This is a genomic window from Bacteroides sp. D1 (assembly GCF_000157095.2).
In the GTDB taxonomy this organism is placed as follows: domain Bacteria; phylum Bacteroidota; class Bacteroidia; order Bacteroidales; family Bacteroidaceae; genus Bacteroides; species Bacteroides xylanisolvens.
Map to the genome: position 1 here is coordinate 322,418 of NZ_JH114339.1, position 24,489 is coordinate 346,906.

18 protein-coding genes and 1 pseudogene are annotated in these 24,489 nt (G+C 43.8%); 1 reads left to right on the forward strand and 18 read right to left on the reverse strand.

The window, feature by feature from the left end; translation table 11 throughout:
- Positions 1-5: 5 nt before the first annotated feature.
- From BSAG_RS13085 to BSAG_RS13070, 4 genes are read right to left on the reverse strand one after another with little or no spacing between them, the layout of a single operon-like run.
- Entirely contained in the window at positions 6-2,366 is a 2,361-nt protein-coding gene (locus BSAG_RS13085; protein ID WP_008771387.1) for a DEAD/DEAH box helicase, read from the reverse strand.
- Between the two features lie 10 nt (positions 2,367-2,376).
- Positions 2,377-3,396, reverse strand: coding sequence for a virulence RhuM family protein (locus BSAG_RS13080; protein WP_008771388.1), 1,020 nt, complete (start codon positions 3,394-3,396; stop codon positions 2,377-2,379).
- Positions 3,393-5,225 (reverse strand): site-specific DNA-methyltransferase, encoded by a 1,833-nt coding sequence (locus tag BSAG_RS13075; RefSeq protein WP_008771389.1) that lies wholly within the window; start codon positions 5,223-5,225, stop codon positions 3,393-3,395. The genes BSAG_RS13080 and BSAG_RS13075 overlap by 4 nt, the downstream gene beginning before the upstream one ends.
- 12 nt (positions 5,226-5,237) lie before the next feature.
- Entirely contained in the window at positions 5,238-5,480 is a 243-nt protein-coding gene (locus BSAG_RS13070) for a helix-turn-helix transcriptional regulator (protein ID WP_008771390.1), read from the reverse strand.
- A gap of 189 nt (positions 5,481-5,669) precedes the next feature.
- On the opposite strand from BSAG_RS13070, the gene BSAG_RS13065 reads away from it, so the two are divergent.
- A complete protein-coding gene (locus tag BSAG_RS13065) occupies positions 5,670-9,638 on the forward strand; it encodes an NACHT domain-containing protein (RefSeq protein WP_008775161.1) in 3,969 nt (1,322 codons plus the stop codon).
- Between the two features lie 59 nt (positions 9,639-9,697).
- Here the strand turns inward: BSAG_RS13065 and BSAG_RS13060 are convergent, their stop codons facing one another.
- From BSAG_RS13060 to BSAG_RS24235, 14 genes and pseudogenes are all read right to left on the reverse strand, one after another.
- A complete protein-coding gene (locus tag BSAG_RS13060) occupies positions 9,698-11,878 on the reverse strand; it encodes a type IV secretory system conjugative DNA transfer family protein (RefSeq protein WP_008771392.1) in 2,181 nt (726 codons plus the stop codon).
- A 41-nt stretch (positions 11,879-11,919) separates the two neighbouring features.
- Entirely contained in the window at positions 11,920-12,591 is a 672-nt protein-coding gene (locus BSAG_RS13055) for a DUF1566 domain-containing protein (RefSeq protein WP_008771393.1), read from the reverse strand.
- Between the two features lie 6 nt (positions 12,592-12,597).
- Positions 12,598-13,107 (reverse strand): hypothetical protein, encoded by a 510-nt coding sequence (locus BSAG_RS13050; protein ID WP_008771394.1) that lies wholly within the window; start codon positions 13,105-13,107, stop codon positions 12,598-12,600.
- Positions 13,104-13,949, reverse strand: a complete 846-nt coding sequence (gene traN / locus BSAG_RS13045) for a conjugative transposon protein TraN (protein ID WP_008771395.1) — start codon at positions 13,947-13,949, stop codon at positions 13,104-13,106. The genes BSAG_RS13050 and traN overlap by 4 nt, the downstream gene beginning before the upstream one ends.
- A gap of 24 nt (positions 13,950-13,973) precedes the next feature.
- Positions 13,974-15,134, reverse strand: coding sequence for a conjugative transposon protein TraM (gene traM / locus BSAG_RS13040; RefSeq protein WP_008771396.1), 1,161 nt, complete (start codon positions 15,132-15,134; stop codon positions 13,974-13,976).
- Positions 15,131-15,496 carry a hypothetical protein gene (locus BSAG_RS13035; RefSeq protein ID WP_008771397.1) on the reverse strand — a complete coding sequence of 122 codons (366 nt, stop codon included), beginning with the start codon at positions 15,494-15,496 and terminating at the stop codon, positions 15,131-15,133. Before BSAG_RS13035 ends, traM begins: the two co-directional genes overlap by 4 nt.
- Positions 15,497-15,507: 11 nt before the next feature.
- Positions 15,508-16,122, reverse strand: coding sequence for a conjugative transposon protein TraK (gene traK, locus BSAG_RS13030; RefSeq protein ID WP_008771398.1), 615 nt, complete (start codon positions 16,120-16,122; stop codon positions 15,508-15,510).
- A gap of 27 nt (positions 16,123-16,149) precedes the next feature.
- Positions 16,150-17,283, reverse strand: a complete 1,134-nt coding sequence (locus BSAG_RS13025; protein WP_008771399.1) for a membrane protein — start codon at positions 17,281-17,283, stop codon at positions 16,150-16,152.
- Positions 17,284-17,301: 18 nt separating this feature from the next.
- Positions 17,302-18,057, reverse strand: a complete 756-nt coding sequence (locus BSAG_RS13020; protein WP_008771400.1) for a DUF5045 domain-containing protein — start codon at positions 18,055-18,057, stop codon at positions 17,302-17,304.
- 20 nt (positions 18,058-18,077) lie between these two features.
- Positions 18,078-18,809 (reverse strand): hypothetical protein, encoded by a 732-nt coding sequence (locus tag BSAG_RS13015; RefSeq protein WP_008771401.1) that lies wholly within the window; start codon positions 18,807-18,809, stop codon positions 18,078-18,080.
- A complete protein-coding gene (locus BSAG_RS13010; RefSeq protein WP_008771402.1) occupies positions 18,806-21,331 on the reverse strand; it encodes a hypothetical protein in 2,526 nt (841 codons plus the stop codon). The genes BSAG_RS13015 and BSAG_RS13010 overlap by 4 nt, the downstream gene beginning before the upstream one ends.
- Positions 21,328-21,858: a TraG family conjugative transposon ATPase gene (locus BSAG_RS13005; protein WP_255344462.1), complete on the reverse strand. Its 531-nt coding sequence runs from the start codon at positions 21,856-21,858 to the stop codon at positions 21,328-21,330. The genes BSAG_RS13010 and BSAG_RS13005 overlap by 4 nt, the downstream gene beginning before the upstream one ends.
- Positions 21,859-21,950: 92 nt before the next feature.
- On the reverse strand, positions 21,951-23,762 hold the full coding sequence (locus BSAG_RS13000; protein WP_004318718.1) for a reverse transcriptase/maturase family protein: 1,812 nt from the start codon (positions 23,760-23,762) through the stop codon (positions 21,951-21,953).
- Between the two features lie 546 nt (positions 23,763-24,308).
- Positions 24,309-24,489 (reverse strand): annotated as a pseudogene (locus tag BSAG_RS24235) (TraG family conjugative transposon ATPase); the annotation flags it as partial.

Genomic DNA, 24,489 nt, shown 5'->3' on the forward strand with positions numbered 1-24,489 from the left:
AATCATCATGCGTTTTGAGGATAGAAACAATTCCAGTTCAATGTGTCGGTAGTGTTCTTTATGGGAAGCGGCGAGAACAACCAGTTTTCATCCTTCCGAAGAATGACACCACCGTAGAGCGGCTGTTCTTCCGTTGTGTTTTCTTTTATGTATTGCAACAAGGCGTTATGCTTGTCGGACGCAAACACATCGCTGCCTATACTTTTGGTATCGAACAGATAGATATGTCCGTTCTTCATCCGGATTACAAAATCCACGTAGAAGAGTGATTTTGCCTGTTCGTCTCCGGTGGTATATTCTATGGCGTAATGCTGTTTGCCTTTATCCCCGTTCTTATACCACCAGTCTATGTATTGGCTGTTCTGTTCTAAATAGGCAACAAAATCTTTTTCCGGATTCGAAGCCTGATTGAGTTGCACAAATGGCAGTAGCGCATGATTACCGGTTTCTTCTATGTGACTTGTTTCGTTATCGTATGTCCGTTCTTCCGGCACTTCCCAGCCGTATTTCCTGAATACTCTTTTTGCTGCCGATTCTTTGCGGGCCTTGTCACGGATACGGGCATACCTTTCCAAAGCGGAGTCGATGATACGGTCGAATTTGGGGCGGTTCGAATGGTAGAGTACCACTTTTTTGGCTTCCGTCTCATAGATTCCAAAGAAATCGGCAAGTATCTCTAACAGGTAACTTGCTATTTTGTCAGTTCTTCCTTTGCTCTCGAACTGATGGCCTTTAGTGGCAATGTATGCCATAAACACACGGTCTATCTCCGTGGCTTTTCTCGCGTATTTTACAGTATCAACTTCCAGCACCTGTTCTTCATTTTGGAAGTGTACATCTTGCGGTATCTCGATATTGATGTTCTTTACATCAAGGCGCAAGGAGTTAGCCACCTTTTTCCTGTTTTCATTGATTTGAAGGTCATCGCTATCCGGCAATGTATTGCTTTCTTCATCATTATCCAACTTGGCCAACTCCTCCAACGAGAACAGCAAGTTGCCTTCCACAAAGTCCCAAAACCTGCGGGCTTCTTCGTGTAACACCTTACGGAAGTCCGGGCCTAAATAGTTACGTTCTACATTGGGGCGTTCTGTATAGCTTGACGGTAAGTTTACATTTTTCAGATTCTCACGGCGATGCGCGGTAATGGTATTGTTCAAGATATATCCGGCATCCGCCGTAACAATCTGTATCTTGTCCTTTGCGATGTCGGTAAACACATAGCCGGAGTTCAGTATCTCCTTTTGATAATGTTTCTGCTCCGGCATACGCATGATACGCCCCACTGTCTGTATGGTAAACTGGTCGCTTTGCAATTTGCGGAAGATGAGCAATACCGCTGCGCGAGGGCAGTCCCAACCCAAGGCAATCGCCTCTTTGAAAAGCAATACCTCTGTCAGGTTATCCGGCTTTTCAAGGTCTGTCAGATTCTCTTTCTCGCCGGCAAGCCATACTGCCAGCCGATGATTGTCTGTTGTGATGCCACACATCACTTCAAGATATTTCTTTACTTGGTCGGCGATGGCTGTATCTTCGGCTGTCATACTCTCTTTGGTGTCGTTAGGCAACTGAATCAACAGCAGGGGATTGACGTTGGAACCTACCGCTTTATACGCTTCGGCTATCTGGTTACGCTTGTCCAATGCCGCTTTGATAAGGTTGGCATTGAGTTCCAGTTCATCACTGAAATTCAGCTCTATTTCCGGATTGAGCACCACTTCCTTTTTTATCATTTCTGCAGCAATCACATCCTGACGATAGACCGTGACCTTTTCCTTTGGATTGGCAGTTTTGGGAGTGGCAGAAATACGAATCTCCACAGTCGGATTGATTCTATCGAGCACGGCAGCCGACTTGTCCGCTGTCTTCGACCAGAACATGTGTTCCTCATCAATGATGGCTACAATAGGTAGGCCGAATTCCTCTTTCGTCCTGTCGGTTATTTCGTAAAGCGAAAGTGAACAATCACCCTCACGTACCATTACATTATTCTCCTTATTCACGCTTTCCCAGTTTACAAAGAGTATTTCACCGGGACGGATACCTTCATTCTGGTCCAGTTCATCGAACATTACCGGGCGAAGCGTGCGTGTCTCCTCGAATGCGCCTTTCAATTTTTCATAACTCTGTATGTGCAGTTTGCGTGGGGCAAACCATATAAATGCCACTTCCTGGTAACGGCTGTCACCACGGTCGTGCAATTCGTCCATCAGTCCTGCCAGCATCTGGCAAGCCATCACGGTCTTTCCGGCTCCGGTAGTCGCCTCGAACACTAATTTATTGCGCTGCCCTCCAAGGTTTAACAGGCGGATAGTTTTATCTACCAATTCGGTTACGGCTTTCTGTTGATATGCTAAATTCTTCATTGTTTTCCGTCTATTCCTTTAATTTTTTCTGTTCCTTTTCAAAATTCTCCAAGAAATGAATTTCCACAGGCGATAGTTCATACATGGTCCGTTCCTTAAACTTATCATATTCCATATCGGCTTTCTGTTTGGCTATTTCTGCCGATATTCTGCCAGCATGGGTAAGTAGTTCTTTCCCGGATAGTTTGAGAAAGTCGTCCAACTTCTGAATCCAGTCTTTCATATACATGGGCTGGTGCGACTTGGCTTGCAGTTCAGCAAAATCAAGGTATAGGCTGACTATTCTATTGAGCGTATCCAATTCATCAGCCGAAAGATAGTTTTTCGCTACCTCTGCATCAGTACGTTTAGGCATTGCGCCTGTCCACGAGGTCAATCCCATGAAATCCTTTTCTGCATCGGCACGTTCATATATTACTTCAGCGGCAGTGTGTCCGTGAGCGGAAAAGTGCATCTTGTTCTGTACGGTCTTGAAAAAGAGTTGTGTGGCTTCTGCCCGTGGGTCATAGTCTATGCTTAACGCATAGATTGCCAAAACCTTTCGGTAGAACACTTTTTCGGATGAGCGGATGTCGCGAATACGTGCAAGCAATTCGTCAAAATAGTTGCCACCTCCGGCACGTTTCAGCAGTTCATCGTTCAGGGCAAATCCTTTCACGATATATTCGCGCAGTACATTTGTAGCCCATATACGAAACTGGACGCCACGATGTGACTTTACACGATAGCCTATGCTGATTATCATGTCAAGGTTGTAAAAGGCTGTTTGATGCGTTTGTTGCTTACCTATGATAGCTCCGTGTTGAGTGGTTGTTGCAAAAAACGCAACAACCATATCTGCCTGCAACTCACCCTCTTCAAACACGTTTTTTATGTGCCGTGAGATGGTGGACTTATTTCTCTGAAACAGTTCTGCCATTTGGTCGGCAGTGAGCCACACCGTATCGCCCGACAGGGTTACTTCTATCTTCGATTGCCCATCTGGGGTTTGGTAGAGTATGATGTTTCCTTTATCCTGCTGCTCGTTCATTGCTCGTCCTCCTTTTCATCAAAATTAAGCATACCGTTGAATGCTTTGTCGTCATTGCTGGCAGCATCGTTTTCTTGTTCAAGAGTGATGTCTTTTTTCTTTGGCAGGATGCGCTTGTAGGCGTTGTATATGGCCTGCGGAAGAGCGCAAAGCTGCACTTTGTCCTGTACCTCTTCAAATTCACCTTCCCACGGGTCTTCGCTTGGCGAGAACACATACACGCGCATCTTCCCCTCGTAATCAGTCTTTCGGATAAGGTCTGCCAACAGCGGCACGGCCTCTTCCTTATATATAATCATCATACGCTTCTTGCCATTGTCGAAATAGCGGAACACATTCTTGTAGGTCGGTTGTTCACCGAATTTTGTCTGTTCGGTATAGAGGTCTTCCTTAATGCAGAGCATATCGGTGGAGAGGTTCATCAGTTGACGCATATTCTTCATGCTCCGGCTTCTGCCGACAAAACTTGTACGATAGTAGCGCAGTGTGTTGTTCTTTAAGCCGGTGACTTCTTCACCTTTAGGTGTGGTGTAGCCATTGATTACCCGTTTGTTTCGTTCGTAGGTCACTTCTTCGCAGATGTTATTCTCATTGTTGGTGACGAGGATGCACTTGCGGTGCCCGCCATCTTCAGCATTGAGTTGCATAGTGGCGTGAAGGGTGGTACCGGAGCCGGCAAAGAAGTCAAGAACCATAGCGTTAGGTGATGTTACAACTGCTGAGGATAGTAAGAATTTCACAAAGGTTGATGGCTTTGGAAAAGCAAAAGGTCTAATAGCAAAAATATTAGCTATTTCTGCTGTACCTTGGGCTGTGTTGAACAAATCTGATGTGATTAGATTCCTATAAGGTGTTGTCCTATCTACCTGTCTGTTAGAGTTATCTACTTTTTGGTAACGCTTACAATATACTGCCCATTCATTTTTGTTTTTCTTAAAAACGATAAAATCATTATCTAACCCCCATTGAACTTTTGTTTTACTCCATAAATAGTTCCATCCTTCATTCTGTTGTTGTCCTCCACCCGGGTATCGTAAAGTTCCATCTGGCATTTTAATTGGAAAATTAAGTGCTTCTGAATAATGTCCCCCTACTCGTCTTCGATCAAGTTTATCCAAAGTATAATGTCCTCTCTCTTTGATATGTTCATCCGTTAGTTTAAATGTATCATCTGAAGGTGGCTGTCCGTCAAAATGAGCTTTTGAACGATTTGCAGTATAGACTAAAACATATTCTGTTGTTGTTACAATTTCATTCCCTGTATTAGAGCCTGCTGTTGACTGCCATATAATATTGGTTATAAAATTATTATTTCCGAACACTTCATCACACAGCAATTTCAATTGCGCTTGTTCGTTATCATCAATTGAGATAAAGATAACGCCACGGTCAGACAGCAGTTGTTTTGCAATACGCAACCGCTTGTTCATAAACGACAGCCATTTGGAATGACGGTAGCTGTCTTCCTTGTCAACAATACAGTCGTTATAGACAAAATCCTTGTTTCCCGTATTGTACGGTGGATCGATATAGATAACATCAATCTTTCCCTCATGCGTGTAGGCAAGTGAGGTCAGGGCTTCCAAGTTATCACCCTCGATAAGGATATGGTTCGGTGCATTGGCATCATCGCTGATTATGGCTTTCATGGCATCCTCTATCAATACCGGCAACTCATCCCGCAAACGCTCCTCCACATCCTCCGGCTTATCCTCCCACACAAGCCCATACTTCTTTTGCTTGCGCAGCAGGCCCAACAGTTCCGACTTTTCTTCGTTTGTCAGTCCATCGAGCTGCACTATCTTATTGTATAATTCCGTTTTGTTCATATCCACGTATTATCATTTAACGAGTCTGACAGTCTGGATGCTTTCCTCCAACGAGGAGTTCAACAACTCTTTCACATCAACATTCAGCACATTGGCAATCTGCAACAGAGTTTCCAATCCGGGCTGTGAGGTGTTCGTGCACCATTTAGACACTGTTGCCGGATCCTTGCCCAATTGTTCTGCCAGCCATTTGTTGGTTCGCTTCTTTTCAACAAGAACGACTTTGATTCGATTTATATCTTTCGTCTCTTCCATTTTGGTTTATTATTTACCTTACCATGCAAAAGTAATGAATTTATTTTATTCAGACATCATTCAAGTTATATGATTTTCCATTGAAATTGCGAATTAGTTCAATATTCCTGCTTATCTATGATTATTAGATCAGGAAAAAGGGTTATCTTTGCTCTATAGTTATTTTATGATAAGACTGGTACATAAAGAATGGAAAATTATATTACACCTCAAATAGTCAGGTATCAAAATGTGTATGATCTGTTAGAGAATAACAGAACCACTTCGTTGTTTGGTGTCGAAGAAAATTTGTCAATAGACAAATTGCTTCAAGAAAAATTTGTTTGTATAGTGGGTGAACCTGGTATTGGAAAGAGTCGGCTTGTTGATGAAATAAAGAAGCAAATTTCTGGTCATTTGTATTTATGTCCTGCATCTAAATTTAATTTAGAATCCGCTCCGACCAATGAGGATTTCTGCATAATAGATGCCTTGGACGAGGTTGAGGGAAATATATTCCATACTGTTTTACTTTCAATAAGACAATATAGGGAAAATAATCCCGAAACAAAGGTGCTATTTACTTGTAGAAAGCATTATGTGGCATCTTATAAAAAGCATTTCTCAGTTTGCAGTGATTTAATTTTTATTGAATTATGCAGGTTGAGTGAGCATATTGTAAGTGATGTTGTTAATTGTAGATGTTCGAATATAACAAACGAAAATATCAGTAAAAGCGCAAAGTTAAAAGAGCTTCTAACAGTTCCTAGATATTTGACATTTTTATTGGAGTATGATGAGAAAAAAGGAGGATGTTTAAATGTCGGAGAACTTTTTGAGTATATGATTGTCCGTTCAATACAAACAGCCATAGATGTTTATCCGAACACTACGAATAATGAAAGTGTTAAAGTTCTTATACAACGAGTATTGGAAAAAGTGGCTTTCATTATGGAAATAAGCAGAAAGGATCAAATTTCAAAAGATGAATTATATACGGTCTTAGATGAAGTAGAAGGCAATATGACACAGATGCTTATTGCTAATTTTGATTTGTTATTCTTTGAGAGTCGTATATTAAAAGAAACAAATGGGATATTGCAATTTGAAAATACTGAACTACAGGAATATCTTGCTGCTAAAGAATTATGTAGGCAGGACAATATTGAAAGTGTACTTTATGATGTTGCTGTGCATAAAGAATTGAAACGTATTTACATAAACTGGTACGATGTTATTCCTCATATTTCATATGCGGAAGATAAAATACATACATTTGTTAATGTGCTAAAACTTATTGTGGCATATGAATCTAATCTTGAAAATGAGCCATTTGAAACTTTGCTGAAATATATAGATTCTTCTCTTCTTTCTCTTCAACAGAAAGAAGAGTTATTCTTCATCATTTTTGACCACTATCAACGTGTACCTGTATATATTAACTGGAGAGGGGCAATTTGCGGATTATTACAAGAATGCTATACTTCAAGTTGTAATAATAAAATAATATTGGCTGTAGAACGGCTTAATAAGATTCAAATAACGAATATCTGTACTATATTGGAAGTAATTGCCGAAGATGACAAACTGAGCAAAGAAGTTTTCGACCATTGGAATAATGCAGCAAATATTCTCATGCAAACAGGCGATGAGGAAAAACAACTGGTGGCTTTAAGTTTGTATAATGCACTAAAAAATGAAGACGAACTTGTCAAATTATCTGGTTCATACAGTCGTTTTACTGAAAGAGTGAAAGAAAAATACTGTGAAGTGACCGGCTATGGAAAATTTACAAATAATAATGTTGTAGATTGCTGGTTGGATAGTTGCTATGCAAGTGATTCATATGCAATAAATGCAGTACTATTTATAATGGATGGTCCTACAATTATTTATGCGTATAATAAGATTACAGAAGCTAATAAACTTGGTGATTTTTTTAATCATAATAGGACTTTACATATCCATTATGAGTGGCATTTAACGAAACAATTTCATATTGCGTGGGATATAGATTTAGAAAGTAAAAAACTCATGACAAAAGTTATTGTGAGTTTCATTAATAATCATCTGTATATGAGCTATACAGAGATCAATCCTATTATTAAACAAATACTGCTTGAGAAAACAACAGGATCCTTGTTTATTGATAGTTTTGATAGAGTATGGGATTTAGAAGATTTATTTCGACATTTTGATGCAGAAATTGTTGATGCTGAACTTATATCTTCTTTAGACAAACTTTTACATGAAATAAAGATAGGAGAATGGCATATAGACAATATTCTAACTGCTCTTATTAGTAAAATCAGAAATGATGAAGTTAAGAGCATTTCTATATCCGAATACATAAAACGTTATGCAGAGACATTTGAACGATGGGATGAAAACTCAAAGAAAAAAGTAGAAAGTCAAACAAATTCACATGAATATCAGCGACTTATTGATTCTTATCAAATCCTTTCAAAACTAAATGTACACGAATTCTACAAGTATGAAGCTGCATTTGAAGTATCTAAAAATGTAGAATTTATACAACAACAGGAATTTATTCAACCTTTTGTGGATGTTATTGCAAAATTTTTCACAGAACTAAATTTGGATGAAATGACATTAAAGAAGACATCCGAAAATTCTTTTAATCTATCTACATCTTTAATTAAAATACCGTATTTTGTTAATGCAATTTATCGGTTAGGATTCCGTAAAGTGTTGGAAGAAAATAGAACTGTTTTGATAAAGACTTTACCTGTTGTCTGCTGTACTTTGAATGCTGGGGCCAACGAGATAAAGGAAATATACAAGTCTATTATTTGTAGTATTAGTGATGATGAGAAGAAGCAACTTGTCGAATGGTGGAAGTCAAGGGAAGATGATTTTATGAATATTAGTACGGAGGATGTTTTAACCTGTATTACCGATTATGGAATTGATGCTTTGTCCTATAAAGTGGAAGAGTATATCGAACAATATAAAGCCAATCAAGACTTTAGTCACAGTATTGCTGCATCTAAAGCTTTAGCTCTTGTATCTGAAGGGTACTGTAATTGGAATATAAATAATTACAGAGCATTGTTCGATTCTCTTGCTGATGATAGTATTGGAAGCATAAAAATGCAGTGTAATGACATAATGATTGAAAAATATCAAGATCCAGAGGCAATGACATGGAGGATTGAATATTTAAAAAATCATGTTGTAAAGTCTCTTTGTCGTAAAACTGGGTATGTATATGCGGTTTCTAAGGAAGAATCAGAAATGACACATCCACAGATGTTCAAATGCTTTATGAGCATAAAAAATAATGAGAGACTGATTGAACAAATGTTTGATTTGTTTGATTTTGGCTTATCATTATGTATAACTTCAGAGACACAGGAATACTCAAGCTATCTTCTTAATCAGATATGCTTTTTCTTTATAAATACCAATAATATTTTTTATATATTAGAATTAAGAAAAAAGGTGGCGTATTTTAATGATACAAATGCGAGTTTTCTCGTAAACAACATTATGGATAATGCTGAAATAATGTATTTGAAAAAAGAAAAAATTACAATTGGTAAAGCTATTAAGCAATACAATAAATGCGTCAAAGAATCACATTTGGAAATCCGGAACGATAACGATTTAAGACGATATTTTAATTATATTTATTCTGAGGTTCAAAAAGAAATACAAGACCAAGGTATATATTCTTTAGTACGACAAGAGGCTTTAAGTGAAGATTTTATTCAGAGGGAGTTGAAAAATACCGTCATCAATAAATGCTGCCAAATGGGATTAGAGGCTGTTCGTGTAGATCGGGAGGTTACTCTACAAGATAATAAGCGTACAGATCTTCTTATTCGATATGGTTTATGTAATCCTATTATGGTAGAGCTTAAACTGCTTCACAATAAAGAACTTAAAAATAAAAAAGAACGTCAGGAGTATAAGAAAAAGTTCATACAATACACTAATGCAACAGGTGCTTGCTTGTCTGTATTTTGGATATTTGATGTTCATAAAAAAGGTGGTAATTGTTCTAATTTTGATGATTTGAAAAATGAATACACTGATTTACCACATACCTTAGTATTGCTAACAGATTGTAAATGTAGTAGTTGTATTGACACTGGCGTATCAAAAAATGGAACGAGGCCTAAAATCAAGAAAACTCAAAATAGAAAAAAATAAAGCATTATTGGGGTTGGAATATGGGGGCAATGCCTGATGATTTGCCCCCATTAGAAAAGCTATTTCACTTTATATTTCTGAATCTCTTGTATCATTTCCTTGACATCTTCTCCAACCTGTACGAAGTTCTTGTAAAGGATGCGTTCCCGTTCATCCCTTGATTTGAAGGTGTAGAACTTGGGAAGCGGTACATAGCCGGCTTCTTCCTTTTTTATTTCTTTCATGTCGAAGTCTGTCTTGCAGTAAAACTTGGAGGTCTTGAACTCCTCGCTTTCCTGAATGTTCATGCTTCCACCGCTTCCTGTTTTTGTCTTCACAAAATCACGGGCTGTCTGACCGCATATCCATCCGGTCGGCATATCGGAGATTTTGGATGCAGGAACAAGACTGTCCATGTTCTCATTGAGGTTGATGCTGGTTTTGTCCCGGTCGATGGTCACGCCCTTTTTGAGTTGTACCACCTTGCCGAAGATGTCGGAAGACAGCCATTCCAAGGTCTCTTTGGAACGGGCAGAACCGCTGACCACATTGCCGACAGTGGTGATAATCTTCTGCATACCTACCTTGCCATAATCCGCTTCGAGCTGCGGAAGTTCCTGGAATCCCAACGCCACTGACACCTTGTTGCTTCGAGCCGTACCGATAAGGCGGTCTATCTTGTGAAAATACAAAGTCGGCAGCTCATCAACGATGATGCTTACCGGGATATTTTTGCCTTGTCCCGTGTTCACTCGTGTAACCAGACGATTGAGGATAAGGGCGTTCAGCGCACCGATGATGCTCTCCATTTCCGGGTCATTGGCAATCAAGAGATAAGAAGGACTTTTCGGGTCAGAAACTTTCAAGTCGAAGTCGTCACCGTCCTTGTGGAATATCCAGTAACTTTCCTTGGTGGCAAGGCGTGAGGTATAGACACGTAGCGTACCAATCATACCTTCCAACTGTTCCATTGCCTTGTTCTTCAAAGCGGTTTGAAACGGACCGAGCAACGGCGTCACCTCGTTGTCGGTCTCCAACACCTCGAAAATGGTCTGGTAACTCTCATTGAGGAATGACAGGATATGTGGCATATCGGAATACTTTCCGAGCCAATAAGCCGGTTCCACTTCCTCGCCTGCGGAATTGAACACCCGTCCGGTGGGTATCATCCGTTTGGTCTGTTTGTCCTGTACCTTCTCTGCCGTGAGCATATTGCCGTCCTTGTCGTATGGCTCTTTGCCCCAGTTGCAGAAGAAATAGATGCAGGCTGCAAGGAAGTTGACAGCGGATGTCTGAAAGAACTGGTCACTGCCACCGCCTCCTTCTTTCTTGCCTTTTTGTAAGGACTCAAGCAGGGTTTCTGCGGTTTCAGATGCGGCAGCAAGGTTGTTGATGTATTTCAACTGGATAGGGTTCACCCTCCTCGAATACTCCACATCAACGAAATTGATGATGTTGAACTTGCACCCCTTGGGCAGATTTCCGAGCTTCTGGTTTTTCTTGTAATGATAGTATAATTTGGTAGCCAAGGTCGGAAACTTATAATCGTAAACGACTAAGGCAAAGCCTTTTGCCGAGTGTTGCCGGATAAACGGTTCGATAATGGAGAAAGTCTTGCCGGAACCCGGTGTGCCGACCACCCATGTGCCTCGGAAAGGATTGCTGATGTTCACCCAACCTTTGCGGAACTTCCCCTTGTAATAGTAGCGCATGGGGATATTGACCGAATACTTGTTCTCCTGCAACTCCCGGCACTGCTCAAAACTCTCATTCTCAAAATTGAAACGGTCTTTCAGTAATCCCTCTTTGAGGAACTTGGAAATGTTGTCAAGGGCAATGTGTACCAGTACCACACCGATTATTGAGGCAAGCATATAAAGCCAGATGTTCAACCGTAAAGTGTAAAGCCTTGTTTCCATCGGATATCCGAACAACCAAACAGACAATACAACCAGCCCCATACCTATTATAATAGGATAAAGAACTTGTTTCCGTGCATTGAACTCCAGTTTCTTCTTGTTCCTTGTCCCTATACAGGTGATGCATATAAGCAGGAATGTGGCTAACTTGCTATACGCGAGATTCCCGTCATTGTAGATTACCCACCGCTTGATACGCCCGTGTATGTCGCAGAGTATGCCGCCCCAATGGTCAAGCATGGCCGGGTCAATGGCATACTCGAAAAACTCCAGCAGAATGGAGACATAGATGATCGAACGGAATATCTTGTAAAAACCTTGTAACTCTTTGCTTTCTTCCATTTCGTTTCCAGTTATTCGCTAATTCTTGTATATTCTGATTCTTAATCTCTCAAGGTAATGATTGCTCGTACCTTGTGCGCCTGTGTCTTGGGTGTTTCCTGCATCGAGCCGCTTCCCATGGAATAGAGCCACGCTTTCGCCTTTTCCTGCCCGGCCACTTCCGTACTCGTCCAGTACCAGCAGTCATCGGCTGCATCGGGCAGTTCGTCGCCACCGCACATCCTGATGATGGGGTTTATCTGGCTCTTGGCATTATAGAGCATCCGCATCTGTGCCACGGATGGGATATAGGACGACTGTCCGTACCGCCACAGGGCGAAGACTGCTTCTGCCATAGGCGAGGTGGTTTCTCTGGTGTCGTAGATTGCAAAGGTGTTTTCGTTGCCGTCCAGTGCCGTGATGTCAGTAGATGTGCGTTGGTTTACCCCTATGCTATCTGCAAAAGCCTCCGGAGCCAAGTCCCACAGGTAAACCGCATAGCCGTTGCCTTCAATGGCTTCATCGTGATTGACATGGAACACCACGGCAATGGGCTGTTTTTCGGATTGCTTGAAGTCTGATACCGACAACACTTTGCCGTCCGTACACAGGATATGACAGGGCTTCATTGCCGTGTCCGGGAAATCCCGGTGTGCGTCACAGGCCACGAATAACATGACGATGGCCGACAGACTGAATAGCCTGCAAGCGTTTATGTATAATTTCTTTTTCATTTTCCCTTAGTTTAGAGGTAATTTTACACCTAAGACAATGCCCGTGCGGAACAGGTCTTCTCCTTTTATCATCAAATCGGTTTTCACCTGGCAGAAAAGTCTCCAGCCACCTCGAAGTACGTAATTGTGTTCATAGCCGAGGTGGATGCCGCCCAAGAACCGTTTTGTGTCACTCCCGGCCGATGCCCCGATACGGACATTGCCGTAATGGTTGCGACCACGCGCCACACAAGGCTTGTAGGCTACTCCGAATCCGTAACTCCTGTAATTCCTCCAGAATGATTCCGGACAGATATGACCGCAGGATGCGCATTCGTCCCATTTGAGATAACCATTGGCAAAAAACTCCCATGTGTGGTGGTACTTGCCCTCATGTTCGTATGAGAGGGTGATGTCCAGCCCGTTTTGATACAGGCAACCGACACCCAACGAAAGACGGTCGCTGTTGCTTTGCGCTTTACCGTTCATGGCAAATGTCATTACCGTGACCAATACCAATAATATCTTTTTCATCATTCCTCCTCCAATAATACACGGTTAAACGAATCGGCTGAAAGCACATCCTCGTAGTCTATATTCAGATGTATGTTCCTGCCGCTTATCTGTTTCTCGGTCATTTCAATGGTCAGTACCTTGTCGTTGGGGAAGGTCATCTTCTTCAACACGATGACATTGCGGTAGCCATGACGGAATGACTTTGCCTGTTCAAGTACCAATGCGGGAGCCAGCTCTATGATTTGGGCGTTGGTCGCCTTGGACAACTTCTTGTCCGCGAGTTTTACCCGGATCTCGTCAATGTCAAAACGGATGTTTGTCTTGTTCTCAATGGAGAAGTCAATGAAAAAATAATCACCGACCGCGTAGATGTTGTTCAATCTCATCGTCATGCGGTGTTCCCGGCTTCTCACGTTGCGGTATTTGGCAGGAGAGTTCCATATACGCCTCGCAAACTGTGTCATATCCGCCTGTGACATACTCACGGCAGGATTGTTATAGGCGTTACGTTCCCGGAACTCGATTTCCTTGTCCGTCACGGCTTCCTGCATCCTTGTGGTATAGAGCAACGCATACTGGGTACGATAGCGTTCCGTGACAATGGTGACGATGGCCAGTATCTCACCGTCCTCGTATCCCGTCTCCTTTGGTTTCAGACGGATCGTGTTGTTTATCGGTTGGTCACCGACTACTTTGTCCGTGGAAATATCCACGAAGCGTATAGGTTCGGAAGCGGTAATGACCGTGGTCACTTGCTCGTTGACGGTCAGTTGCTCCAGTTCCTCGTAAGTCTGCTGGGCGAATGTAGGCAGGCTCGACAATGCCGCCGTTACTCCGATACAGATAGTCTTGATAATCTTCATATCTATGATTCTTTGAATGGTTATTTACTTTGCATTTCTTTTTTCCTTGCTGTTGATGATATAGACAAACGTACCGTATTTCAGGTTGACCTTGTTCTTTTTGATGTTCTTGCTGATGGCGTTGCTCGTCTTCTGGTAGGCATCCTGAATAGCCTGCATTCCCCATTGGGTAAGGCTGTTGCCATTACTGCCGGTATTCATGTTCATGTTGCTGTTGAACGCTCCGCTTGCCACATCTTTGGCGGTTTCCCTGAATGAACTTGACGGCACATACAGTCCCTCCAGTCCGTCGGTATCATAGAGCGAAAGGCTGACCTTGATGATTTCATCATTCACCAGTACGCTGTTAATGGTTCCCTTGACCCGCTGCGAGGAAAAACCGCTCATGATGGCATAGAGATAAGAACCGCTTTTGACCACCGTCTCATTGATTTCCACATCATCCAAAAGCCGAAGCCTGACACGGCTTCCGTTCACGGCCTTGACATCCTCGTCTATAATCGCCTTGATCAGATTAGGCTCATGCTCGTTTTGGGCAATGGTGTTGAAATAGTCGGAGGTCACTTTTACTTTCTTGATCATTTCACCCGGTTCTTCGTTTTCGGAAGGAGCGTTTACCGCCCGGCTGTCTTCATTGATTGTTCCGCTTGCGGACACTCCGGTTTCCGTGCGTTGTTCGAGACTGTCTTCTGCAAGCGGTTCAACAGGTTCCACCTGTGCCTGCGCCTTTAGTCGTGCTTCCGCGAGGGCACGCTCCAGTTCTTTGAGGGCTTCCTGCTCTCTCGCTTTGGCATCGGCAGCGTCCTCTGCCTGTAATTTCTGCTGTTCCAGTTCACCCAAGAAGGCAACTTCGTCCTGGCTGTACTGTGATTCGTATTTTTCCTTGTCATCATCGGGTTCGTCTCGTTCTATGTTATCCACAGCCGTGTAGTCGGCAATCTTGCCCCACGACTTTGCCATGTTCTCGTATTTGCTTCCTATGCCGTCGCCGCCCTTGATGGTGGCATCGGGCAGGTCGGGATTCAGGAACTCCGTGGTCTGGAGTGTCTTGTCGGCTATCTCTGCCTTTTCTGCATTGAAGAGGTCAAAGATGAAATAGGACGCGCCCAACAGCGGAATATACAATATGGCAGGAAGCATATATTTGGGCTGCCTGAAATTGATTTTCTCGAATATCCTTTTCATTGTTGTCTGGTTTGGGTGGGTTCAACAATGGGAGCAACCGGCTCCTTGTGGCGTTCTCTGAGCAGGCTGTCCTGCATTTCTGTAGCACTTCTTATCTCCTGACCATGCCGATAAGCTTTGGTCAGCCGATAAATGTTGAAGGTGAATGTGCCGATTACGAAACCGAATACCATGACAAGGAACAGTATCTTGTTCCTGTTGGCAAAGCCCTGTATCTTGGCGGCCAGTTTGTCAAGACGTGTCGCCTGGGCGAATTTGCGACCGGCATTCACATCACGCTCGTATCTCTCTTTGTATTGTGGATCGTTCTTGTCCGGCATCTTTTCGCCGAACAGCATCCTGCGGAATCCTTTGGTGTTCATATCTGTAAATTTTAATAGGTTGCTTTCGTTTTCTGTTCGATGTCTTTATTGAGGAGGGTACGCCAATTTACGATAAGCAGTCCGTGCGGATTGTTCTCGGTTCTCGGTACTCGTTTAAGTTGCCCTGCCGTCACCAGTTCACGCATCAGGATATTGCTTCTGCGCTCGATACGCTGCCGTCCGTAATAAGTGAACTCCATATTGCTTTTGTCAAACCGCACACTGTCGCAGTAAATGGAGAATACGGCACTCGTTCCCAAGATGTTGGAGTAAAAGCCTTTCTCTTTGAGCGTGTTGTACTGTGCAAGTCCGGTCTCGTCCACCAGGTACATCGCCTTTTCCATCGTGTATTTGATGTACTTGTCATCGGGAGGAAGCGTGAAAAAGAAGTGGTGGAACATTTCCACATGACTTTTGGCTTCCACATCAAGGGTTTCGTCCATCGTGGTACGGTTGACCAATATTGGCACGTTGCCGTCCAGCACATAGACTTTCTTCTGTGCATCTGTCACCATTGTCCGTGCCGTCCAAATGCTGCTTACGCTGATGATGATGCAGCCGACAAGGAAGAACGAGCAGATGATTCCCACTAACTTGATTTTGTTTTCTAAATTTCTGATTACCATTGTATATTCTTGATTATGAGTTTACGATTATCGCATCATGGTGCCGATTGCACCGGTCGCTGTCATTTTCGCCTGTTGAGCCACACCTTCACCGAAGTTTCGGGTTGAGAATGCCGTGTCGCCTTCTGGAATCATCCATGCCGCCAAGTCCGGAACAAGGTTCAGGCATTTCAATGCCACGATACTTGCAGCCATAAGGTAGCCTGCCGAGAAAAAGGAGTTTTGCAGATAAGCAGCCATTGTCTGCTCACTTACCGTGATTGCCGTCAGGTTTTCCACCTGTATGCAAAGCACAATGTCGAACAGAAGCAGGACATAAAATCCGACGAAGTAGAGCATCGCACCATAAAAATGTACCGTCAGATACCTTGTCAGCCATTTGGCCCAAGCTCCTTCCCATTTGGGCAAGAGGCTGAAAGCCCATTGTATCGGTCCGAAAATCGTGAGCATTCCGAGCAGGATTTGCTGGCAGTAAATCGTAGCCCACCAGCCTATGCGAAATACAATTAAAGCTATGAGCATCACGATTTTATCTATTCCTACAACAATCCCGGAAGTAAGTGAAGTGAACCAAAGTTTGGCTGCATCCTTTTCCATATTGGTCACTTCGTCCACCCCGGTCTGTTCCATAGTGGCTTCTATCAGATTAGGGTCGGAAGTTCCGCTGTGTGCCACATCCGCCTGTGCTTGCAGGCTGGTGTACATCGTATCTCTTGCATAGATGAGTTGCTGCACCTCCTGAAATTTATCCTCTATCTGTGTGGCTTCTGCCTGGTACAGGTCATGAGTGTAAGAGCCGATACAGTTTGGGATATAGGATAGGAAATCCAACACACACCAGTTGCTTCCGCTGTTTACCATACCCGTGTCAGCCGGAGGATACCACCAGCATAGGATAATTGAAATTGCCAATGGCTTGAACAACTTCATGATATCCAGCGGTTCATTCTTGACCATCATCTTGTACGCCATACCTGCTGCCATGACGATTGCAAACAAGGCCGCGAGTGCCATACACATCTGGAGAATCCACCAAAACGGGCCTTGTGAACCTGTGAAGGTGGCATCCGTCAGGAACTCGTTGGTCTGAAAAATCACATCATCAATCTCTTCTTCAAGCAGATTGATGCCGAAATCTGAAAGTATATCTCCGCTTGCCATCTATTTTTCCATTTAATTTTATCTGTTCACACTCTCATTACCGTCTCCGTCTTCGCTTCCGTCATCATTCTGCGACCCTCGCACTGCTGACCGGGATTCGTTCCAGCGACTCATGGCATTGCTGATAATGCTTCTTTTGTCTATCTGGCGGTTCTCCGTTGCCGAAAGGAGATTCTTCGTGGCATTGCGGTTGCTCAACTGGACGAGATATTTCACCAGTACATCGTTTTGCCGGGAGACATCGGCATAGATTTGCAGATACTCTTTCTTACGCTGCGCATTGGGCATATAGGCATCCCTTGTTGCCTTGATTGCGCATTGATAGACACGGTAATAGTCGTTCCACCGTTCTTTTTCTTTTGGCGAGCCGCCTGTCATCATTATGCGGTCAATGTTCTTCTGAAACTGCCGCATCTGGGATTCTATCTTGTCCTTTTCCGCAAGCCAGGCCAGATCCACTTGTCGGTCTGCCACATTCAAGGCTTCAATCTTGGCTCTGCTTGTGAGTGCGGAATCTATGGCTTCCGCTTCATCTACCTGCTGATAGGAAGCCACGCCTGCCGCCGTGCGGAATGTGAGTTTGTTCTTGACCGCTGCCGTTTTCTTGTATTTGTTGTGCAGCAACGTGTAATAAAGTTCCGGTTTGAGCGCACCGGCTCCGGTTTCTTCCACCGTGATTTGGTTCATCTTGGGCGAATCGTGGTTGTAGGTGACATATTGGGCGTTTGCCGCAATGGTTGCCACGAACAGCATCGTTGTAAAAATCCATTTCATAATTTCTCTATTTTTAGTTATCAATAATCCTGTTTACCTGATTGTCTCCACCGTCCGAAAGCATCGTCAATAAGTTCCCGTTTGGTTTTGGTACGATAGACTTTCTCTTTCCAATAGCCGATACGAACCTGTATGTACCGCCAGGTCTCGAAATAGGCACGGTTCAAATGCTTCTCGATATTGTCAAGAGAACAGTTGATGCTGTTCAGCACCATCAGCAAGTCCGAAGTGGAACAGGCCGCCGCACCTGTGGCGTACAGAACCAAATCGCTCACGGATTTATATAGGTATTCTCCTTCCTGGGCTATCATCCGTATGGCTCCGGCATTGATGGATAATATCAGCGTGTCCGCCAACTCTATGTGCTTTCGCTTGATGACCTTCTCACTGAAATCTTCAAGCATCGCCTTGTAGTCGGATATTCTTTCGCTGACCCCTTTGTAGGTGGAATGTACATTCAATGCCGTGCGCAGGGACTGGTACATCACGTCAATTACATCGAAAGCTCTGGTGTACTTGTCCAGATCCACGTTCAGTTCCTTATAACCCACCATTTCCTTGCGGCTGTACTCATGCAACAGTTTATTGCTGTGTTCCAAGGTGGAGCGAGCCAGCAAGAGGCTTCGCTGTTGCTTGTGGTCATTGATATAGGCTTCAACCGTCCCCACATCAAAACTCCATTGCGCATTTGCGGACAGGGGTGCCAGCAGCATTATCAACAGTCCGAGTATATATGTCCTGCCTCTTTTCATCGCTTGCCCTCCTTAGTCTTTCTGTTTCGTGCGTTTTCCATCCAACGGTCGTGACATTCCTCCACAAGGGAAAGTCTGCGCCCCTGATCATCGTCAACGGGTGGCAGAACATCTTTCAGCACGTCAATGATACTGCGCCTGTAGTGCATCATCTTTTCCAATGATACCAAGTCGGCGTAAATCTTCGTGAGCCGGGAATCCACTTCACGGGCTATCTCCAGCCGGTCGCTTGACCAAAGCAGGTGATACATATCGTTTGTTTTCGTGTCCTCCTGCGGTGCAGTACGGGCGTATTCAGTCGTTATCTTGCACTTCGGATATTCTTTCGCGATTTCCGCTATGCGGTCATTGACCAGTTTTGTCTTTTCCTTGTCGCTCATATCGGGGTCAAGCGTAATCACTTCCACCACATGGGTATCCGAATACTCCGTTGCCAAGTCCCAGGAGATTTGCAGGATAGCCCTGTGTATCTTGATGCCAAGGAAGTATTTGGGCTTTCGGGCGATTTTCAGTGTCGCCTTGAATGTGATGATGCCGTTGATATTCGGGATTGTGCCTTTTCGGACATAGGTGTAGCCGTTCCAGGAACCGTTGTCCTGCCAGGTGATATTGTAAGCCGTCTTGCAGTCTTGCATGATAGCCGGTATCCGGTAATAGTCATCGGTCTGCACATCGTTGTCGCTTTTGGCTTCTTCTTTTGCCTGTGCGATTTCCTCTTGCTTCTGCTGCCAGGCGGCAAGTTCAGGTTTCAACCTGTCTATCTCCGCTTTGTTCTCATTGTATTTCTGACGGAGAGGAACGGCATCCTCCACACTGGCATTGGCAATCTGTTTGATAAGCGATTCGTTTTCCGTTTCCAATGCGGATATTTGTGACTGGAGCGCGTAAACCTTGTTGTCCGCTTCCCGCTGCATGGCATCGAGTTCAGACAAATCCAGTTCCTCGCTTTCAGCTGTAGTCTTCATCGCGCACTCTTTGGAATGTGCGTTGAGCGTACTTCCGCATTTCCGGCACTTGTACTGGGTTGTTCCCTGCCCAAGTGTCGCACCGTCCGAACAGGTGACACTGATTGTTACCGTTTCGCATCCTTTCAGTTTCTCTTCATTGGTTGCCTGGTAATAGTTCCGGCTGTCGGAAGCGATATAATAGACATAGCCGTCTTCGTTGTCGTTAAACTCAGACAGATGTGCATTAAGTTGTGCCTTGAATGTGTTCAAATCCATCGAATAGGAATCGAACACGTCTTCATAGACTATTTCCTCGTTGTTCCAGCTTTTCGTGACATGGATTTCGTAGGCGTATGCCTTCTTGGTCTGCTTCTTTCCTTTTTTAATGATATAGCTGGACTGGTAATAATTGATGGTGTAACTGAAGCCGTCATTGGCGTTGTTAAGCTGTTGCACTCTGTTCCTTGACCATCCGGCGTAGCGTTCCGAATTGGAAAGGGCCTGTTCCTTTTGCGATGCGTTGGGATAGAAGTTCGGATAGCTTGTCTTGAAGCGGGTCCATTCACCACCTTCAAGGATGCTCTTGTCATCTGTCGGGGGATAATAGTCGCAGAGGGAGACACTGCCACGGTCACGCCTCGCGATGTACCATCGCTGGGTGTAGTAATTCCCGGCTGTTTCGTCCAAATAATCGGTAATCCACGAAGTGAGGTTGTAGTCGCTGAACTTGAACAATCCTGCCACATTTTCTTCACTACCCACGATACCCAGTATGGTCTGTCCGGCATTGTTCTCCAGTTGCTCGAAAAGTCCGTTGTAATGCTCGTAGATGTCAATGACCTTGCTGACCTTCCCGTTCATCAGCTCGTGAAACGAGTTCTGTTGCAACAAGGCGTTCCCGATATTGGTGATTCCCGAAGTGGCAAGACCGGCTCCCATCCGGTAAAGTTTGTCCAAATCGGCTTTCAGGTTTTCCTTGGTGAAGTTGCCCGGTATTTTGGATATGTCATCAAAGAGCCGTTGCCAGTCCACGTTGCCAATCTCGGAAAGTTTTAAGATGGAGGCGATTTCCTCATTGATTTCCAGAAAGGCGATATCGGAGAAAGACAGTGTGCTGTTGGTGACAACGCTCTCGAACTGCATACAGAGGGATTTGGTGTCATCGCACACTTTCATCAGATAACTGCACCAATGGAGTGCGGTTTGTGGAGAACGGAGCATCAGCTTGGCGACAATCCATGTCTTCGGGATAATCTTGTGCGCCACCAAGTGATAAATCCTGCGGTAGTAGTAATTTTCGGTGGCACTGCTCCAGATGCCCAAATCAGTGAGTGCCTTCCTCTCCAGGAACTTGCTGGCAAATATTCCGGCAGTGGCCACTTCCGAAGCCTTGTAGTGTTTCAGTATATTCTGCACCTGCTCGTCATAATACGCTTCTGCAACGGTTCCAGTACCGTAGGCGGCAACCATAGCGGCAACGGTTTTCGCATCGAAGTTCACGCTGTAATACTGGGCATGAACTTGTTGGGCGAAAATCGTGGCTATTGTCATTATTATGAGAGCGAATCGTTTCATTGTTGTTTTGTCTTTGGTTGATGAAGATTCAATACCTTCCCGGCAGCATTCACTTTTTGGGCAAACGGCAGGGACTTGCTTATTCCGGAAGCATCCCAGTCAGCGCAATAACGCTCGATGGCTTCCTTGTGGCTGCATTGCAGTTCAGCCTTGTAGAGTTTCAAGGCTTCTTTCTCGGCCCGTTCCGTGGTATAGGTCATGTAACACTCATGCGGTTCCTCCACACCATACACACCGCTGGTAGTGCCACGGCGGATAAAGACCTCACGAAAGAACGAACGCCCCTCTTTATTCTCCAGCCGGTTGATGGTAAAGATTTTCTTGCAGTCCACGTCTGTCAGACCGAGAATAGCCTTGATGGTATCAAAGCGTTCACGGAACTTGCTTTGGTCAAGCAGCATTACCACATCGGAGTTGTTGATGATAGCCTCCTTTACAATCTCAGACCCGATGATGTCCTGAATCTCTTGTGTGACCACGCCCACTGAAGCCCAGAACTTTCGGGCGGTCTTATGTAGGCTAAGCACCCAGCGCCTTATCATATTTCTATGGTAGGTTTCCAAATGCTCGCCCCCGAACCGGACTTACACCTCTCAGCGTATCCGGCTCTCCACTAATTTCAGTCTATCTTTCCGTCATGTATCTTCTTGTGACAACTCCTGCACACGGCAATCGTCTTGCGTTTACGGGCAATCATGTGTCGTTCCCAGCTTTCCTTTCCCTGCAAGTTCTTTAGTTTCCTTACATGGTGCATAACAAGGTCGTCTGTCGCTCCACATAATTCACACTCACGGGCTTTCAGCCTTTCAACAAGGCTTGTCCGCCCCGCAGTATAAATTGTTCGTGGCATAATGTCACATTCCGATTTATAGGTGGGCTTCTTTCGTTTGAAGCCACCGTCGTAAAAGTATCTTTCCTTTACACCAGTTTTAGTCATGTGCGTTACGATAAACCTACCGTTCTTACGATATTTCTTGTTTACCTTACGTGTTCGGCACTTATATTTGCCTGCAAACGTTTTGTACATGCTGTATTCCATGATGTACTTGAAATTATTCAAGGCATGGGCGCAGTTGTTGGCTATGGAGTAGTAATTATAGAACCCCACGATTTCCCGATTATAACTATCAAGGATTTCAAGGTCGTCATTGAATATCAGTCCCGATTTACATTTCGGTTTCCATATTTCCTTTCCGTTACGGTTTGTCAGTTCCAATACTCCCCAATCGAAAAGTTTTTTACGGACTGTTTCCGTACTGACATTCAAGCAGACCCTTTTACCATAGGTTCTTCTCAATCTACCCCGTTTATCCCGTCTTTGGTCATTGGACTTTCTTACAGTGATTTCATATCCGAGAAACTTGGCCGGTCTTTCCGTGTGAGTGACAAGTGTCTTTTCATCGGACAGCTCCAATGCCAGTCTGTCAGCAAGGAAGTTTTTAATATCTTCTTTTATCTGTTGCGCATCCTGCTTGCTTCCGATAATTCCCACAAGAAAATCATCTGCATATCTTGCATATTTCATTCTTCTGTAATCGGCATCCATTTCTTCGCCGTTGGGATATTTAGCCCGTCCTTGTTCTATTGCTTTCAGTTCAAGGATTAGCTTTGTCCTTTGCCTTTCGTCTTTTACGAACTTCAATCTTCGCACAATACGTTTTCTTGCATTGCCAAAGTCCATACTTTCTCTACTGAATTTTCGTTTCTTCCCTTTGTCGAATTTGGCTGTGTATTCCTTTATATACTTATCCAGCTTGTCAAGGTATATATTAGCCAATATCGGGCTGATGATACCCCCTTGCGGTGTGCCACTGTAAGTATTGTGGAATTGCCAGTCTTCGATATATCCCGCTTTCATAAACTTGCGTATCAATCGGATGAAGCGTTCATCCGCAATACGCTCCAAGAGAATGTTTATCAATACATCATGGTTTATATTATCAAAGAAGCCTTTTATGTCTCCCTCCACAAACCATTTTGCACCATTAAACTCCTTTTGGATATGAGTTAATGCAGTATGGCAGCTTCGATTGGGACGGAAACCATGCGAGGTGTATTCAAAATTTCCCTCGTATATGGCTTCCAGTACCATTCTTACTACTTCTTGTATCAACTTGTCATTGAAAGTCGGCACGCCAAGAGGTCTTTTCTTACCGTTTTTCTTCGGTATGTACACCCTCTTTGACGGTTGGGGCTGGTACGTTTCATCTTTTAACGTATCAATCAACTTTTCAATTCGTTTCAGGCTCATGTTGTCAATGGTCTGACCGTCTGAACCTTTAGTCATGTTACCCTCTTTAGCGTAGATACGCTGATAGGCAACGTAGAACATTTCCTCATTGAACAAAATTCTGTAAAGACGTTCAAACTTATAGCTTGCATCCTTACTGTGTTCTGATAGACTGTTTAATACTCTTTCTGGACTTCTCATAATGTCTCTCACATTTTCCGTTAATTGTATTAATAATTAGCTGCTTCCCTTCGCCATGTACAAGGCGTTACCTTGCTCAAACTACTATGGAAGCTCCGTTACCACTCCGAATTTTCATAGGTCGAACCTAATAGCCTTTCGGCACTTCGGGATAGGTAATCCCCGTTTATTACATCGTAACTGTTGGCATGATAGATTGTCGGATACGACTTCCGTCCTTTACTCGCTTACTGCGGTTGTGTCGTGATAAGTTCTTGCTACCTTCATTCCTATACACTGAAGTAGTATCACGATATGGCGATTGATAGTTACCTTACGCCATAGCCTCAAGGGGGACCATTCGGACTATCGTTCAATCAATTCGGACTTTATCCTCATATCTATCTTTTCATCTCGCCATTCAGTCGCAGTTTGGTAACTAACTGACTTATGACTTTTCCGACATGCTACACTCCCTGCTCGGTTAAGTTTTCCCGAAACAGATAAGTCGGCTGATGATAGGTCATTTTCAAAGAACACTTTCCTAATCTCTTGCCAAAGAGATATTTACGATGCAACCTTTACGGGCGCACATAAAAACTTTATATAGTCAGCCATGCCTTCACGTGCGATTGCCTTCCAAGCCTCCTCTACAACTATCATCTTTCGCACCCCATGCAAACGTCTCATTTTGTTTATGAAAGCCTCCATAATGATGACAGTGACTACCGGAAAAAGAATTTTATGC